This window comes from Micromonospora sp. WMMB482, assembly GCF_019038635.1.
Lineage (GTDB): Bacteria > Actinomycetota > Actinomycetes > Mycobacteriales > Micromonosporaceae > Micromonospora > Micromonospora marina.
Genome location: NZ_JAHOPD010000020.1, coordinates 38,512 through 55,455, shown reverse-complemented (window position 1 = coordinate 55,455; position 16,944 = coordinate 38,512). Strand labels below are relative to the sequence as shown.

Here is a 16,944-nt window from a genome sequence, read left to right as displayed (position 1 = left end):
GAACCGACTCCGAGGAGCCACCGATGGACAAGCGAACCACACTGCTCGCGCTGCTGGTCACCGGCGCGCTGGCGGCGACGGGGTGCAGCGTCGAGAAGCCGTCCGACGACGCCGGGCAGGCCCGTGCCTGCGGCGCCGGCAAGGACTTCCTGATCGGCATGTCCCAGGCCAACAACGCCGAGCCGTACCGGCAGGTGATGAACAACGACGTGCAGACGGCGGCGAAGTCGGTGCCCGGCCTCCGCGTCGTGGTCTCCGACGCCGCGCAGGACAACAGCAAGCAGGTCGCCGACGTGGAGAACTTCCTCACCCAGAAGATCGACCTGCTGATCGTCTCGCCGAACGAGGCCAAGCCGCTGACCGCCGTGGTGAAGAAGGCGTACGACCAGGGCGTGCCGGTGATCGTGCTGGACCGCAAGGTCGAGGGGGACGCGTACACCGCGTTCATCGGTGGCGACAACGTGGCGATCGGCAAGGCGGCCGGCGAGTTCTACGCCACGACGCTGCTGCCCGACGGCGGCAAGGTGATCGAGATCGCCGGGCTGCCCGGCTCGACCCCCGCCGCCGAACGCGCGCAGGGCTTCCGCGACGGCATCGCCGCCAACCCGAAGATCCAGATCGTCGCCTCCCAGCCCGGCGACTGGCTGCGGGAGAAGGGACAGTCGGTGGCGGACGCGCTGATCAAGGCCCACCCGGACGTGTCCGCGATCTACGCGCACAACGACCCGATGGCCGAGGGCGCCTACCTCGCCGCGAAGTCGGCGGGCAAGGCGCAGCGGATCAAGTTCACCGGCATCGACGCGCTGCCGGTGCCCTCCGGCGGGATCAAGGCCGTCGAGCAGGGCCGCCTCGCCGCCACGTTCCAGTACGCCACCGGCGGCCGGGAGGCGGTCGAGCTGGCCCGGAAGATCCTCGTCGACTGCGCCGAGGACGTCCCGCGTACCACCACGCTGGGCACCATGCGGATCACCAAGGAGAACGCCGCCGAGGCGTACGCGAAGCTCGGTGGCCTCTGAGCGCGGGGGCCGGGATGCGCAGCGCGAGCGTGCGGCGGGCGGCGCCGGTGGTGCTCGGCGTGGACATCGGCACGTCGAGCAGCAAGGGGATTCTCGTCGACTCCGACGGGCGGTTGGTCCGGTCCCGGGTCCGGGAGCACCGGGTCGACCGGCCCGGCCCTGGCCGGGTCGAGATGGACGGCCGGATCTGGTGGCGGGAGTTCGTCGCCCTCAGCCGGGACCTGCTGGCTCCGGGTGACGTCCGGGTGTGCGCGGTCGGGGTGAGCGGCATGGGTCCGTGCGTGCTGCTCACCGACGCCGGCGGCACTCCACTGCGCCCGGCCGTCCTCTACGGCGTGGATACCCGCGCCGGGGAGCAGATCGAGCGGATGAACGAGCGGTTCGGCGCCGACGAGATCATCCAGCGGTGCGGGTCGGCGCTGTCCAGCCAGGCGGCGGGCCCGAAGATCGCGTGGGTGGCCGACACCGAACCGGAACTGTTCGCCCGTGCCCGCCAGCTGTTCATGCCCAGTTCGTGGCTGGCCTACCGGCTCACCGGTCGCTACCTGCTCGATCATCACTCGGCAAGCCAGTGCACGCCGTTCTACGACACCGAGGCCCAGGACTGGTACCGGCCGTGGATCGACCCGTTCGCACCCGGACTGCAGCTTCCGCCACTGCGCTGGCCCGGCGACGTGGCCGGTGAGGTGACGGCCGGGGCCGCCGCCGAGACCGGCCTGCCGGAGGGCGTCCCGGTGGTGGCGGGCACGATTGACGCCTGGTCGGAGGCGTTGAGCGTGGGTGCGCAGGGCGTGGGCGACCTGATGCTCATGTACGGCACCACCATGTTCCTCGTGCACACCGTGCCGCACCGGCTGACCAGCCCGTCGCTGTGGGGCACCGTCGGCGCGCTGCCGGGCACCCGCAACCTGGCCGGCGGGATGGCGACCTCCGGCGCGATCACCGGCTGGCTACGCGACCTGGTGGCGGGCACCGACCACACCGAGCTGCTCCGCCTCGCCGAACGCTCCGGCGCCGGTGCCCGCGGGTTGCTGATGCTGCCGTTCTTCGCCGGGGAACGCACGCCGATCCTCGATCCCCGGGCCCGCGGCCTGATCGCCGGTCTCACCCTCTCGCACGGCCCCGGCGACATCTACCGGGCGGCGCTGGAGGCGACCGGGCTGGCGGTACGGCACAACATCGAGACGATCGAGGCGGCCGGCGGCGACATCCGCCGGATCGTCGCGGTCGGCGGCGGCACCCGGGGCGGGCTCTGGACCCAGATCGTCTCCGACATCACCGGCCGGGAACAGCAGATTCCGGCGCAGACCATCGGCGCCAGCTACGGCGGCGCCTTCCTGGCCGCCCGGACCGTGATGGACGTCTCGATCGAGACGTGGAACCCGATCGCCGGGGTGCGGCGGCCACGACCCGAACCGGCCGCCGACTACGACGAGCTGTACCGGCTCTACCGCGAGCTGTACGCCGGTTGCCGATCTGTGGTCCACGCCCTTGCGGCCCGGCAGGAACGCCTGCTGAGCGCGTTCCGCCCCACCCACCGTCCGCCCGCCGAGGGAGCTGCCCCGTGACCCGTTACACACTGCCCGTGCCGGTCGAGCGCCCGGCCGCCCCGCCCCGCACCGTCTACACAGTCGCCAGCGGTGACCTCCGGCTGAGCGCGAACGTCACCTGCTGGCCCACCCAGCGGCAGCTCGAAGCCGACCTCACCGCCGCGGTCACCGCGCTCGGCTGGCAGGTCCGGCGCGGTCACGACGTCGACCCGGGCAAAGGACACGGCTTCATCGACAGCCAGCGCGCCGGGATCGAGGTCTTCCGGAGCATCCCGGCCGACGTGCCGCTCGTCGTGGTGGAGGCGGTCTGGCAGTACAGCCACCACGTGCTGGCCGGGCTGCGCGCCCACCGCGGGCCGATCCTGCTGGTGGCGAACTGGAGCGGCGAGTACCCCGGCCTGGTGGGCCTGCTCAACCTCGCCGGCAGCCTCACCAAGGCGGGCGTGCGGTACTCGACGCTGTGGAGCGAGGACTTCACCGACGAGTGGGCGCGCGACGGCCTGAAGAAGTGGCTGGAAACCGGCCGGGTGACGCACGACGAGAGCCACGTACGCCCGCTGCCGGTGCTGCGGCCGGACGAGGAGGTCGAACTCGGCGTGGCGCTGGCCCGGCAGCTCGTCTCCGAGCGGGCCGTCATCGGCGTCTTCGACGAGGGCTGCATGGGCATGTACAACGCCATCATCGACGACGAACTGCTCAACCCGATCGGCGTCTTCAAGGAACGCCTGTCGCAGAGCGCACTGGTGGCGGAGATGGCGCGGGTGCCCGACACCGAGGCGCGGGCGGTGCTGGCCTGGCTGGAGGCGGCCGGGATGACGTTCCACACCGGCACCGACGAGGCCACCGAGCTGACGTACGCCCAACTGCTCAGCCAGTGCCGCATGTACGTCGCCGCGCTGCGCATCGCCGACGACTTCGGCCTGGACGCGGTCGGGATCCAGTACCAGCAGGGGCTCAAGGACAGCGTGCCGGCCAGCGACCTGGCCGAGGGGCTGCTGAACAACGTCGAACGCCCCCCGGTGACCAGCCGGGACGGCTCCCGGGAGCTGTACCCGGGCGTCGCGCTGCCGCACTTCAACGAGGTCGACGAGGGCGTCGCCGTGGACTCGCTGGTCACCAACCGGATCTGGACCGCGATGGGCCTGGACCCGGCGACGACGCTGCACGACATCCGCTGGGGACAACAGTACGGCGAGCACTTCGTCTGGGTCTTCGAGATCTCCGGTGCGGTGCCCGCATCGCACAACGGCGGCTACGACAGGTCGTACAGCATGCGTCAGCCACCGATGTACTTCCCGCTCGGCGGCGGCACGCTCAGCGGCGTGTCGAAGCCGGGGGAGATCGTCTGGTCGCGCGTGTTCGTGATGGACGGCGGCCTGCACGTCGACCTCGGGCGCGGCACGGTGGTGGAGCTGCCCGAGGCGGAGACCCGGCGGCGGCTGGACGCCACCACACCGCAATGGCCGATCATGCACGCCGTGCTGCACGGCGTGGGCCGCGACCAGTTGATGGCCCGGCACAAGGCCAACCACGTCAACGTGGTCTACGCGCCCAACGCCGACACCGCCGACCGCGCGCTACGGGTCAAGGCCGCCCTCTTCGCCGAGCTGGGCGTACGGGTGCACCTGTGCGGGGACGTCACGATCTGAGCGAGCCGGCGGCAGTGCCGCGCGACCGGTTACGGCCCACCGCGTGGCCCGGCCGGCCGGCCGACGGCGCCGAGCTGTCGCGTACCCGCAGCTCGGTGTGGAGCACCACTGTCGAGGGCGCCTTGGCCGGGTCGGCGATCCGCTCGACCAGCAGCGTGGCCGCGGTACGCCCCAGGTCGTAGGTGGGCTGCGCGACGGTGCTCAGCGAGGGCCGGACCAGGTGCGCCCAGGGGATGTCGTCGAACCCGACGATGCCGAACGGGTCGGGCACGCCGATGCCGTTGTCCACGAGGCACTCGAGGGCGCCCACAGTCATCAAGTTGTTCGCCGCGAACACCGCGTCCGGCGGCTCGGCGGTCTCCAGCAGGGAGGCCATCGCGCGGTAGCCGCCCTCCTCGCGGAAGTCCGCGTACCGGATCAGGTCCTCGGTGGCCGGGCGTCCGCTCGCCTTCAGCGCCCGCTGGTAGCCCCGCAGCCGCTGCATGGCGGTGGAGATCCGGCGTGGGCCGGTGATGCAGGCGATCCGCCGGTAGCCGCTGCCCACCAGATGGACGGTCGCCTGCTCGGCGCCGTGGGTGTTGTCCACCAGCACGGTGTCCACCTCGACGCCGCGTGGTTGCCTGTCGATCGCCACGACCGGGATGCGGGCCTGCACCAGGCGGCTGATCAGGGCCGGCCGCCCGGACGGGGAGATGATCACCCCAGCCATCCGCTCGGCCAGGGCCGCCGCCACGTAGCGGGCCTCCTTCTCCGGGTCCTCATCGCCGTTGCAGAGCACGACCGAGAAGCCGGCCTCCTGCGCGACGTCCTCGACACCGCGCACCATCGAGGTGAAGAACGGGTTCCCGATGTCGGAGATGATGACCGCCCAGAGGCTGGTCCGGCTGCGGCGCAGGCTGCGCGCGACGGCGTTCGGGCGGTAGTCGAGATCCTGCGCGGCCTGCCGCACCCGGGCGGCCATGTCCGGGTCGACCGAGGCACGCCCGTTGAGGACGCGGGAGACGGTCGCCGGCGACACCCCCGCGCGACGCGCCACGTCGTAGATGGTCGTCATCGCGCTCCCGTCGTCGTCGCCCGGGCGCTCCGGCCCGGCCCCCGTCGGATGGTGACGTACCGGAGTGAGACCGCCACCGCGGGGAATCGCTCGGAATTCTAGTCCCGTCCAGCAATCGATTTCCGATCGGGTCGATCGCGTCCCACCGCCGCTATTGACATCGATGTGAGTGACTACGAGACTCGTCGGCAATCGATTTCTCGCCCGGTACCGCTGGTCACCCCCACACCCCCGAGGAGCACGGTGAGACGAAATCTGCTGGCGATGCTTGTCGCGCTCTGCACCGTCACGGCGGTCGGCGCGCCGGCCGCCGCCGTACCGATCGGCACGCTCGCCTGCCCGTCCGTCCCGGCCACCCACGACCCCGCCGTCACCGTGATCGTCTACCGGGTGGCCCGGTCGTACAACGTCAACGACAAGGTCATGCTCTCCACCTTCGAGGCGGGCTGGGTCGAGTCCCACATGAACAACCTGCCCTGCGGCGACAAGTCCAGCCTGGGCGTGTTCCAGCAGCGCTGGGACTACGGCTGGGGCACGCCGGAGCAGATCATGGACCCGGTCTACGCCACCACGCAGTACATCACGCGTGCGATCACCTGCGACCGCAACAACCCCGGCTACACGGCGGGCCAGGTCGCCCAGTGCGTCCAGCGATCGGGCTTCCCCGACCGGTACGACCAGGTGGCGGCGACCGCGCGCACGCTGCTCAACCAGGCGGCGCGTACCCACGGCATGGCCGGCGGCTCGTCGACGGACGTGAACGGTGACGGCCGCGACGACATCCTCACCTTCACCCAGAACGCCTCCGCCGACGTGTACGCGAGCACGTCGACCGGAACCGGCTTCGCCGGAACGTCGGTGAAGTGGAACGACTTCTTCTCCATCGGCGGGGAGACCGCGTCGACGGGCGACGTCAACGGTGACGGCCGCGACGACATCGTCACGTTCGCGCACGGCAACACCGGCGACGTGTACGTGGCGCTGTCGAACGGATCAGCGTTCACGTCGCCGGGCCGGTGGCACGACTGGTTCGCCCCCGGCGCGGAGATCGCCGCGGTCGGTGACGTCAACGGCGACGGCAGGGACGACATCGTCGCGTTCACGCACAACGCGACGGCGGACGTCTACGTGGCGTTGTCAACCGGGTCGTCGTTCTCGGGCACGGCGGTGAAGTGGCACGACTACTTCTCCATCGCCGGGGAGTTCCCCGCCCTGGGCGACGTCAACGGCGACGGCAAGGACGACATCATCACCTTCACCCAGGGCCCCGCCTCGGCGGCGGACGTCATCGTCGCCCTGTCCACCGGCACCTCGTTCGGAGCGCCACAGAAGTGGCACGACCTGTTCGCCGTCGGCACCGAACAACCCCGCGTCGGCGACATCAACGGCGACGGCAAGGACGACATCGTCACCTTCACCTGCAACACCGACGCCGACGTCTACGCCGCCACCTCCACCGGCACCACCTTCACCGGCACCACGATCAAGTGGCACGACTTCTTCTGCCTACCCGGCGAATTCCCCTACCTGGGCGACGCCAACGGCGACGGCAAAGACGACCTCATCGTCTTCACCAAGAACACCACGAACGACGTGTACGTGGCGCTGTCCACCGGCACCACCTTCGGTGCCAGCAGCAAGTGGCACGACTACTTCGGGCTCACCGGTGAGGTGACGCTGTGACACCAGGATGGGAGGCCCCCGTGGCCGGAACACGACGGAGACGGCGGCGCACCGGCGTCGCCCTGCTGGCCGCGGCGCTCGCCGGCGGGATCGCGGTGCAGCCCGCGCCGGCGTCCGCGACGCCGCCGGGCCGGACCGCGCTGGACGCCGCGTTCGTACGGGCGGCGCAGGAGTACGACGTGCCCCGGGACGTCCTGGTCGCGGTCGGCTACGGCGAGTCCCGCCTCGACGCGCACGGCGGCAAGCCGAGCCAGGCGAACGGCTTCGGGGTGATGCACCTGGTGAGCAACCCGGTCCAGCGCAGCCTGGAACGGGCGGCGGAGTTGACCGGCGAGCCGGTCGGGCGACTGAAGACCGTCACGCCGGCGAACATCCGCGGCGGCGCGGCCGTGCTGCGCGATCTGGCCGACGCCGAGGGACTGACCGCGCGGGACCGGGACCGGGTGACCGCCTGGTACCCGGTGGTGGCGCGGTACGGCGGCGCGGCCGACGACGCCACCGCACGCCTGTACGCGGACGGGATCTACGAGCTGGTGCAGCAGGGCATCCCGGGCGCGGTGCCGGTCCGGGCGTACCGGGTCGAGCCAGAGCGGGGTCGCTACGCCGCCGTGGCGCCCGCCGGCACCGCGTCCCGTACGCTCGCCGCCGCCGTGCCCGAGTACCCGGCGGCGCGGTGGGTGGCTGCCAACGGAGCGAACTACGGCGTGGGGCGGCCCAGCCGGATCACCACTGTGATTCTCCACGTCACCCAGGGTTCGTACGCCGGTACGATCAGCTGGTTCCAGAACCCGTCGGCCGGGGTCAGCGCCCACTACGTGGTGAAGTCCAGCAACGGTGAGATCACTCAGATGGTCCGCGAGGGCGACACCGCTTACCACGCCCGGTCGGGCAACGCGTACGGCGTCGGCATCGAGCACGAGGGGTACGTGGACAACCCGGCCTGGTTCACCGACGCGATGTACCGTTCGTCGGCCGCGCTGACCCGTTACCTGTGCGACAAGTACGGCATCCCGAAGAACCGCACCGGCATCAAGGGGCACAACGAGATCCCGGGCAACGACCACACCGACCCGGGACCGAACTGGAACTGGAACTACTACCTCTCGCTGGTGAACCAGGGTGGCGGAGGCCCGACCGCCCGCTATTTCGGTGGTTCGCCGACGGATTTCACCGGTGACGGTCGGGATGACGTGGTCGCGTTCACCCACGGTGCGCTGGCCGACGCGTATGTGGCCACGTCGACGGGTTCGTCGTTCGCGGGCACGTCGGTGAAGTGGCACGACTGGTTCGCCCTGTCCGGAGAGACCCCCCTGACCGGAGACGTCAACGGCGACGGACGAGACGACGCGATCGTGTTCACCCACGGCACCACCGCCGACGTCCACGTCGCCCTGTCCACCGGCACATCCTTCGCCGCATCCGCGAAATGGCACGACTGGTTCGCCCCCGGCACCGAAGTCCCCGCCGTCGGCGACGTCAACGGCGACGGCCGCGACGACATCATCACCTTCACCCACGACACCAACGCCGACGTCTACGTCGCCCTGTCCACCGGCACCTCCTTCACCGGCACCGCCGTGAAGTGGCACGACTACTTCTCCATCGCCGGGGAGTTCCCCGCCCTCGGCGACGTCAACGGCGACGGCCGCGACGACATCATCACCTTCACCCAAGGCCCCGCCACCGCCGCCGACGTCATCGTCGCCCTGTCCACCGGCAATGGTTTCGGGGCACCGCAGAAATGGCACGACCTGTTCGCCGTCGGCGCCGAGCAGCCCCGGGTCGGCGACATCAACGGCGACGGCCGCGACGACATCGTCACCTTCACCTGCAACACCGACGCCGACGTCTACGCCGCCACCTCCACCGGCACCACCTTCACCGGAACCACGATCAAATGGCACGACTTCTTCTGCCTACCCGGCGAATTCCCCTACCTCGCCGACGCCAACGGCGACGGCAAAGACGACCTCGTCGTCTTCACCAAAGGCACCACCAACGACGTCTACGTCGCACTCTCCACCGGCACCACATTCGCCCCCAGCACCAAATGGCACGACTACTTCGGCCTCACCAGCGAAACCACACTCTGAGCCCGACGGCGAGCGACGCCGGCCCGGATCGGGACCGGCGTCGCTCGCCGTCCACCTACCGCTCCACCACGTTGCGCGAGCTGGAGGCAGGCCTGACCGACGGGCTGGCCTTCGCTGCCGCGCGCACGTTGCTGGTCGTGGCGGCTGTCGCGGTGCGGCTGCGGCAGCGGCGTCACCTGCGCCTGGCCACCTGACCGGCGGGGACGTGGGCGGAACCCGGTTGCAGGGCGTGGCAGGATCGGCGGGTGCAACTCGGGTTGCTCGGGCCGGTGAGCAGGAACAGCGCCCCGGTGGCGCCGAACGTGATCAGCACGACGCCGCAGACCGCACCGACGAAGCGGCGGTCCCGGAAGAAGTGCATGTCCAGCATCGGGTGGGCGCACCGCCGCTCCCAGCCGACGAACAGCACCAGCAGCAGCACTCCTGCCGTGCCCACGCCGAGCACCGGCGCCGACGCCCATCCACGCTCGGGACCGGAGATGATCGCCCAGACGATCGCGGTCAGGCCGGCGGTGGACAACGTCACCCCGCCCAGGCCCAGGCGCCCACCGGCTGGGTCCCGCGATTCCGGGACCAGTATCCGGTCGGCGAGCAGGCAGACCACCACGATCGGGACGTTCACCAGGAAGATCGCACCCCAGGGCAGGTGAGCCAGCACGAATCCGCCGATCGGCGGCCCGGCGGCGAAGCCCAGCGCACTGGTCGCCGCCCAGATGCCGATCGCCCGGGACCGTCCGGCCGCGGCACCCCTCGACCGAGGCGGGGCTACTACCAGCGCAAACGAGCCGCCGGAAAGACCCACGAGGAGGCCATGCCTTGCCTGAAACGGCGCCTGTCCGACGTCGTCTACCACCCATGATCACAGACACGGAAACTTCTCTGCTCGCCCTGGCCCACCTGCGCAACGGCGACACCCTGACCCGCCTGGCCGCCGGCTTCGAGATCGGCGTCACGACGGCCTGGCGTTATGTCCGCGAGGCCATCGACCTGCTCGCCGCGACCGCCGACAACCTGGCCACGGCCATGACCAGGATCCGGCTGCTCGCCTACACAATCCTCGACGGCACCCTGATCCCGATCGACCGGGTCGCCGACCAGAAGCCGTACTACTCCGGCAAGCACAAGCGCCACGGCGTGAACGTGCAGGTCATCGCCGACGCGGCCGGGCGTCTCGTCTGGGCCTCGACCGCGCTGCCCGGCTCGACGCACGACCTGACCGCCGCCCGCACCCACGGCATCATCGACGCCCGAGGGACCAGGGGAGTGTGTCGACTTCCGTGTTGGGCCTGTGGTGTGATCGATGCTGTTAGATGGCGATCCGGTCGCCGTAGGCGAGGATCAGGGCGTTGAGGGCCTTGGCCCAACCGTAGACCCGGCCGGTGATGCTCCCGCCGCCCTTACGTTTCTGCTGGACGACAAGGTAGAGAACCTTCATCGCGGCCTGCTCGGTCGGGAAGTGCCCGCGTCGGCGGGCGGCTTGCCGGAACCGGGCGTTGAGGGACTCGATGATGTTGGTGGTGTAGAGGACCTTGCGGACCTCGTGGTCGTAGTCCAGGAAAGGCACGAACTGGGGCCACGACTGGCGCCAGAGCCGGATCACGGCGGGGTACTGGTCACCGAACTGCGTGGCGAACTCCTCGAACCGGGCCTCTGCGGCGGCGACGGTGGGGGCGGTGTAGATCTCCCGCAACGCGGGGGTGATCTTCTGCCAGTCCTTGCGGTTGGTGTAACGCAGGCGGGCCCGGACCAGGTGCACGACGCACTGCTGGTGCACCGCCTGGGCCAGACCTGCTCGATGGCGTCGGTCATGCCCTTGAGGCCGTCGGAGCAGACCATGAACACGTCCTCGACGCCGCGGTTGCGCAGTTCGGTGAGGTAGCCGGCCCACTGCTTGGCGCCTTCCCCGCCGATCCCGGCCCACATACCGAGCACGTCGCGTTCTCCGTCGAGGCTGATCCCGACCACGACGTAGACGGGCCGGTTCGCGACCTGCCCCTGGCGGATCTTCATCACCAGGGCGTCGATGAACACCACCGGATACACCCGGTCCAGGGGCCGCTGCCGCCAAGCTTCCATCTCCTCCAGCACGCTGTCGGTGACCCGGCTGACCAACTCCCGGGACACGTCGGCGTCATACACATCCGCCAGGTGCGCGGAAATCTCCCCGGTGGTCAGCCCTTTGGCATACAGCGACAGGATCGCCTCGTTGAACCCGTCCAACCTGCGGACATGCTTCGGCACGATCCGCGGCGTGAACGACCCGGCCCGGTCCCGAGGAACCTGGATCCGCACCGGCCCGACCTCGGTCTGCACCGTCTTCGCCCCGTGCCCGTTGCGAATGCTGCTCCGCCGACCCGATTCCTCGTCGACACCAGCGTCGTCAAGATGGGCATCCAGTTCGGCGTCGAGCGCTGATTCCAGGACCGTGCGGGTGATCCCCGCGAGGAGCCCACCCGGCCCGACCAACGACACTCCGTCGGCCTTGGCCCGCTCGACCAGCTGCTGCGCGAACTCCACCTCAGCCGCCGTCGGCTGCGGAAGCTGAACCGCCTTCTTCTTGTCTGCCATGACGTGGTCCTTCCTGGACAGGATCAACGTCCTGTCCAACGGACCACACCCAGGTCAAACACGGAAATCTACGCAGTCCCGTTCGGAACGGCCAACGGCACCAGATTGCAGATCTGGGAATGTGGTCGGCCGCTGGGCGGCAACCAGCAGTGGCAGCTGGGCTGATGCCGGAAGCACACGCATCGGCGAAAAGGGAGTAGGAGATCAGTCTGACGCTCGGGTTCCGCGACCGCGCCGGTGCTCGATCGGCGCGGTCGTGGCGGGGCCCCGGTCGACCTCCGGTGCAGGTGCCACCCGGTAACCTTGCACCGCCTCAACGGCATCTACCGGCCGTTCATCGACGACAGGCTGGTGATCGAGGGCATGGGGCGCGCGGTCGGACGGCGAAGTCCCCGACGATCCGCAGTGGCAAATCAGCGACACGCTTCGACGACCTCGCAGAACGCATGTGGGCTCGCCTGGCATGACCCGAGCTGGTGGAAGCCCGCCGAGACGCGCCAGTTACACCTCGTGAGGTAGCCCGCTCGTGGGCGCGGGCCACCGTCGCGCTCCTTGTACCGGCCGGGACGCCGTGTCGCGCCGGAACTGGAGGGTGTCGAGGAATCTCCGGCAGCATCATCCGGTGGTGGTACGAGCACGAGCTGGTCAGCGCGTGCAGACACGGTGTTGCGCCGCGGTGATGAGGAAGCCGTAGAGCAGACGGCGGGTGCCATCGGCTCGCTGGCGGGGTGGGGAAGCCCTTGGCTTCGTCGTCGACGGTGTGCCGGAGGCGGGAGGCGGCGTCTCGCTGAGCGGGTGGTTCGGGGGGCACCGAGCGGTCGCACTGCGTGGCCGGCCGAGGCAGGCGCAGCGGAAGGGTGACGTCGGCTGGTTCTCAGGTCTCCGATCGCCCGCATGCCTATCGTCTCTGCAATGGAAGCGCTCTTGGAGCAGTTCTTCAGCACCTTGCAGGCGAGGACGCCGCAGGGGCTGCGTAGTCCCGTCGACGGTGTGCTGCGTGTTGACCTGTACACGGGAAGCCACACGGAGCACTGGCTGGTGACGTTGCGGGCGGGCAACCCGGTCGCCGGCCGCGGCTACGCCGAGGCGGACACGGTATGGCGCAGTGACGCCGCACTGTTCGAGAAACTGGTGACGGGTGAGTCCCAGCCGATCGCGGCGCTGCTGCGCAACGACGCCACGTTGAGCGGAGACGTGACGGTGTTCCTGGCCTTTCAACGATTCTTCCCGCCGTCGCCGCAGGCGCGTGACCCCCGCACGGTGGTTGCCGAGGAACCGCAGGCGCTGGCGTGAAGGAGCTGATCAGCATCCTGGACGGCAACACGTTCCTGGTGTCCGACCGGCGCGGTGACATCGAGCCGTCGCTGGACTACCCGACCGGGCTCTTCTCCTTCGACACGCGATTCCTGTCCACCTGGGTGCTGACGCTGGACGGGGAGCGACTGAACGCGCTGTCGGTGGACGAGGAGACGTCGTACGACACCACGTACTTCCTCGTGCCGGGTGCGCCCAGCCACTACATCGACGCGAAGATCTCCGTCCTGCGCTACCGGGCCATCAACGGCAGCTTCGAGGAGACGCTGACCGTGCTCAACCACACCACCTCGACCGTCGAACTGACGCTGCGGATCGACATAGGCACCGACTTCGCCGACCTGTTCGAGATCAAGAACGCGCAGCGCAAGCCGGGCGGCGCGACCGTCCGGGTCGAGGGCGCCGACTTGCTGCTGAGCTACCGGCGTGAACGGTTCCACCGCGAGGTCCGCGTGACCAGCAGTGTCCCGGGTGCCGTGGACGAGCAGGGTATGACGTTCCACATCCGGGTGGAGCAACACGCCGAGTGGCGGACGAAGCTGGTGGCGCAGGCTCTGGTCGTCGGGGCCGACGGGCGGGACTTCCGGGAGTCGCTGCCGATCGGCCTCAACCGGACGGTCGACCAGATCCGCGCCGAGCGCCGCAGCTTCGTCGCGGCCGTCCCGCGGTTGATCTGCGACTACGAGCCGCTGGCCACGGCGTACCAGTGCAGTGTGCGTGACCTCGGGGCCCTGCGCTACGAGTCGATCACCTTCGGCAGCCAGCTCATCGCCGCCGGACTGCCGTGGTTCATGACGTTGTTCGGCCGGGACAGCATCTTTACCGGCCTGCAGGCGCTGCCGTTCCTGCCGCGTATCCTGCCGCCGACCATCGCGGTCCTGGCCGGCATACAGGGCAGCCGGCTCGACGACTTCCGCGACGAGGAACCCGGGAAGATCCTGCACGAGTTGCGCTACGGCGAACTGGCCGGTTTCGAGGAGCAGCCCCACTCGCCCTACTACGGCTCGGCCGACTCGACCCCGCTGTTCCTGATCCTGCTCGACGAGTACGAGCGCTGGACCGGCGACCAGAACCTCGTCCGGCGCCTCGAACCCGAGGCCCGGGCCGCCATCGACTGGATCGACACCTACGGCAACAGCCGCGGACCGGCTACATCTACTACCAGACCCGCAACCCGGAGACCGGGCTGCCCAACCAGTGCTGGAAGGACTCACCGGACGCGATCGCCTATCGTGACGGCCGGCTTCCCGGCTTTCCCCGCGCCACCTGCGAGCTACAGGGCTACGCCTACGACGCCAAGGTCCGAACTGCCCGGCTGGCCCGCACGGTGTGGCACGACCACGCCTACGCCGAGCGGCTCGAGCGCGAGGCCGCCGACCTGAAACAACGGTTCAACCGCGACTTCTGGGTCGCCGACGGCGGCTATTACGCCCTCGCGCTGGATGCCGACGGCAACCAGGTGGACGCCCTGTCGTCCAACATCGGTCACCTGCTGTGGAGCGGCATCGTGGACGACGACCGGGCCAGGACCGTCGGCGACCATCTGCTCGGCCCGGACATGTTCACCGGCTGGGGGGTGCGCACACTGGCCTCCGGCCAGGCCCGCTACAACCCCCTCGGCTACCACGTCGGCACCGTCTGGCCGTTCGACAACTCCATCATCGCCTGGGGCCTCTGGCGCTACGGCATGCGCGAGGAGGCCGGGCGCATCTGCGCGGGCATGCTCGAGGCGGCCCGGCACTTCCAGGGCCGCTTGCCCGAGGCCTTCGCCGGCTACCACCGTGACCTCACCAACTACCCGGTGGAGTACCCCACGGCGTGCAGTCCCCAGGCATGGTCGGCCGGCACGCCGCTGCTCCTGCTCCGCGTCATGCTCGGCCTGCAGCCCCACGACGACCACCTCGTCATCGATCCCGACGTGCCCCCCGGACTCGGCCGCATCGAGGTCCTCGACATCCCGGGACGCTGGGGAGGGGTCGACGCGCTGGGCCGCAGCCGGCCCAACTGACACCGGTCCGAGCGGAGCCCGCTGCGGAGGCGCCAGCACTCCGGGCGAAGCCTGGCACGTGGTTGGCGGCCGGCTGAGCCACCCCGCTTCGATCTCGACCGCGCCGCAATGCACAGGTGCCGCGCTTCGCGCTTGCACTCCTACGGCGCACCGCCGGGTCGCGCCGTGATTCGAAGCGGTCACCCATCCCCCAAGAAACTGGGCCACTTCGTCAACTCGGCTGAACGCCCTCGACATGAGGCGCCGCCACCGCGTCGTCAGTTGTGTATGAGCGTTTCGTACGCCTCGGCGAACCGCGCGCGCCGCTGTGCGTAGTGTTCGACGTGTGCGGGCTGGGGCTCGTACGCCGCTCCGGTGGTCCGGCTCGCGCGCGGTACGTCTGGCGCCAGCTCGTCGAGGGCGAGTAGCGCGGTGCCACATTGGGTGGCGCGGCGTCGGGTCACGTGTGTGACGGGTCGCCCGAGCACGTCCGCGAGGATCTGCAGCCATTCCGGGTGGTCGTTGCTGACACGTCCCACTGCCGCGACTTCCAGGATGTGCGGGGCGGCTGAATGTAGTTCGTCGGCGACTCGCGCATAGGTGATGGCCACGCCCTCGACGATCCCGCGGAACAGGGTGTCGGCGTCGCTGGCTGCTGATACTCCGCCGAGCACGGCGCGTGCCCCGCCGACCCAGCCCGGTGCTCGTTCCCCGGTGAGGTACGGCAGCACCAGCGGCGTGGTGTGATTCGGCGGCGCGGTGAGGGTGCCCGCGAGTGCCGGGCTGAGACGTAGGGTGCTCCGTGCCCAACTCACGGCGCGACCGACGTCGTTGATCGCTCCGCCGAGCAGCGTGCGTCCCGCATCGACCCGGTAGTTCCACAGTCCGTACGGCAGGGGCTCGGCCGGGCCGTCGAGCAGCACCCGCAGCGCACCGCTGGTGGCTGTCGCCGCGGTGAGTACCGTGGCGTCGGTGGCCCCGGACCCGACGTTGCTGGCGAAGCCGTCGGTGATGACGGGAAACCACGCCGCCTTGGCCAGTGCGGGCCAGCGCGTCGTGCTCGCTGGGGGAGCCGGTTGGTTCGTGTTCTGGGGTGGGGAAAGCTGATCGGGGTCGACGCCCGCGGCGGCGAGCAGTTCGGCGTCGAACTCGCCGCTGCTGCGGTTGAGCAGACCCGTCCACGCCACCGTGGAGGTCCCGGCCAGGGAATGGCCGATCAGCCAAGCCAGGACGTACTCGCCCAGGGACCACCAGTTCGCGGTGTTGGCGACGAGGTGCGGCTGTGTGGCGGAGAGCCAGCGCAGGCGTGGAGCGTGGTAGCTCGTGTGAAGGCGGGTGCCGGTGCGCTGGTGAACCGCCCGTTCGTCAAGTTCCTCGAGTAGGGCGACGACCGCGTGCGCGCTGCGGGAATCGGCGTAGGTCAGGCACGGCGTGAGGGCGCGGCCGGCCTTGTCGACCGCGATCAGCGAGGCGGCGAAGGTGTCCATCGCGACGCCAGCGATGCGGGTTCCCAACCGCGGGTCGCTGGTTGCCGCGTCGAGGACCTCTTCGACCTCGGCCGTCACCTGATCGGGGTCGATGATCGAGGTGCCGTCAGGCGCGACGGTGAAGGTGTGCGGCACCTTGTGCTGCAGGCCGTGGATCCGCCGGCCGGACGCGTCGTGCACGCCGCCGCGGGTCGCCGTGGACCCGATGTCCATCGCGAGGACCAGCGGATCCAACGCCGAGTCGAGAGCGATGTCGTCGCCGCTCTGGGGCATCGTGGTCCTCGCTGGGGCGGGCGTTCGGGGTCTTCGGCGACCATAGCCCGACTCTGATGTCGGGCGCACTCTTTCGTCCGGCCTGAGGGCGTTCTCCGTGGTGCAGGATTCAGGTATCGAAGCCGGGAGACCGGCCGCCTGGTCGGACCGGCCGCAGCCGGAACCTCACGCAGGGGCTGAGGTCAAGGGGGATCGACGCGGGAAACGCCGAGGACAGTGGCTTTCACCGCTTGCTCACGCGCCGGCGTCGGCGCGCCTTGCGGTCGTGCG

Annotated in this window: 9 protein-coding genes and 4 pseudogenes; 9 read left to right on the top strand and 4 right to left on the bottom strand. The window is 70.0% G+C overall.

The features are described 5' to 3' along the window. Positions 1 to 23 precede the first annotated feature (23 nt). From KSK32_RS01115 to KSK32_RS01105, 3 genes are read left to right on the top strand one after another with little or no spacing between them, the layout of a single operon-like run. On the top strand, positions 24 to 1,016 hold the full coding sequence (locus KSK32_RS01115) for a substrate-binding domain-containing protein (RefSeq protein ID WP_216928024.1): 993 nt from the start codon (positions 24 to 26) through the stop codon (positions 1,014 to 1,016). A gap of 14 nt (positions 1,017 to 1,030) precedes the next feature. Further along, entirely contained in the window at positions 1,031 to 2,584 is a 1,554-nt protein-coding gene (locus KSK32_RS01110) for an FGGY-family carbohydrate kinase (RefSeq protein WP_216928023.1), read from the top strand. Continuing rightward, on the top strand, positions 2,581 to 4,215 hold the full coding sequence (locus KSK32_RS01105) for a fucose isomerase (RefSeq protein WP_216928022.1): 1,635 nt from the start codon (positions 2,581 to 2,583) through the stop codon (positions 4,213 to 4,215). Before KSK32_RS01110 ends, KSK32_RS01105 begins: the two co-directional genes overlap by 4 nt. Here the strand turns inward: KSK32_RS01105 and KSK32_RS01100 are convergent. Continuing rightward, complete coding sequence (locus tag KSK32_RS01100) at positions 4,205 to 5,269, bottom strand: LacI family DNA-binding transcriptional regulator (protein WP_216928021.1); 1,065 nt, start codon at positions 5,267 to 5,269, stop codon at positions 4,205 to 4,207. The genes KSK32_RS01105 and KSK32_RS01100 overlap by 11 nt on opposite strands. A 243-nt stretch (positions 5,270 to 5,512) precedes the next feature. Between KSK32_RS01100 and KSK32_RS01095 the strand changes: the two genes are divergently transcribed. The 3 genes from KSK32_RS01095 to KSK32_RS34135 all read left to right on the top strand — a co-directional run bounded on the left by KSK32_RS01095 (position 5,513) and on the right by KSK32_RS34135 (position 9,239). Beyond that, on the top strand, positions 5,513 to 6,952 hold the full coding sequence (locus KSK32_RS01095; protein WP_216928020.1) for a VCBS repeat-containing protein: 1,440 nt from the start codon (positions 5,513 to 5,515) through the stop codon (positions 6,950 to 6,952). A 20-nt stretch (positions 6,953 to 6,972) separates the two neighbouring features. Then, positions 6,973 to 9,045, top strand: coding sequence for an N-acetylmuramoyl-L-alanine amidase (locus KSK32_RS01090; protein ID WP_216928019.1), 2,073 nt, complete (start codon positions 6,973 to 6,975; stop codon positions 9,043 to 9,045). Between the two features lie 71 nt (positions 9,046 to 9,116). Then, complete coding sequence (locus KSK32_RS34135; protein ID WP_256451491.1) at positions 9,117 to 9,239, top strand: hypothetical protein; 123 nt, start codon at positions 9,117 to 9,119, stop codon at positions 9,237 to 9,239. Positions 9,240 to 9,313: 74 nt separating this feature from the next. Here KSK32_RS34135 and KSK32_RS01085 read toward each other — a convergent pair. Then, positions 9,314 to 9,778: pseudogene (locus KSK32_RS01085) on the bottom strand (MFS transporter); the annotation flags it as partial. Between the two features lie 107 nt (positions 9,779 to 9,885). Here KSK32_RS01085 and KSK32_RS01080 point away from each other — a divergent pair. Then, a pseudogene (locus tag KSK32_RS01080) lies at positions 9,886 to 10,311 on the top strand (transposase family protein); the annotation flags it as partial. Positions 10,312 to 10,351: 40 nt separating this feature from the next. Here the strand turns inward: KSK32_RS01080 and KSK32_RS01075 are convergent. Further along, a pseudogene (locus KSK32_RS01075) lies at positions 10,352 to 11,613 on the bottom strand (IS256 family transposase). 912 nt (positions 11,614 to 12,525) lie between these two features. Here KSK32_RS01075 and KSK32_RS01070 point away from each other — a divergent pair. Next, positions 12,526 to 12,906, top strand: a complete 381-nt coding sequence (locus KSK32_RS01070) for an SCP2 sterol-binding domain-containing protein (RefSeq protein ID WP_216928018.1) — start codon at positions 12,526 to 12,528, stop codon at positions 12,904 to 12,906. Beyond that, positions 12,903 to 14,935 (top strand): annotated as a pseudogene (locus tag KSK32_RS01065) (glycogen debranching N-terminal domain-containing protein). The gene KSK32_RS01070 and the pseudogene KSK32_RS01065 overlap by 4 nt, the downstream one beginning before the upstream one ends. Before the next feature lie 257 nt (positions 14,936 to 15,192). Here KSK32_RS01065 and KSK32_RS01060 read toward each other — a convergent pair. Continuing rightward, positions 15,193 to 16,635: a gluconokinase gene (locus KSK32_RS01060; protein ID WP_254186910.1), complete on the bottom strand. Its 1,443-nt coding sequence runs from the start codon at positions 16,633 to 16,635 to the stop codon at positions 15,193 to 15,195. Positions 16,636 to 16,944 lie beyond the last annotated feature (309 nt).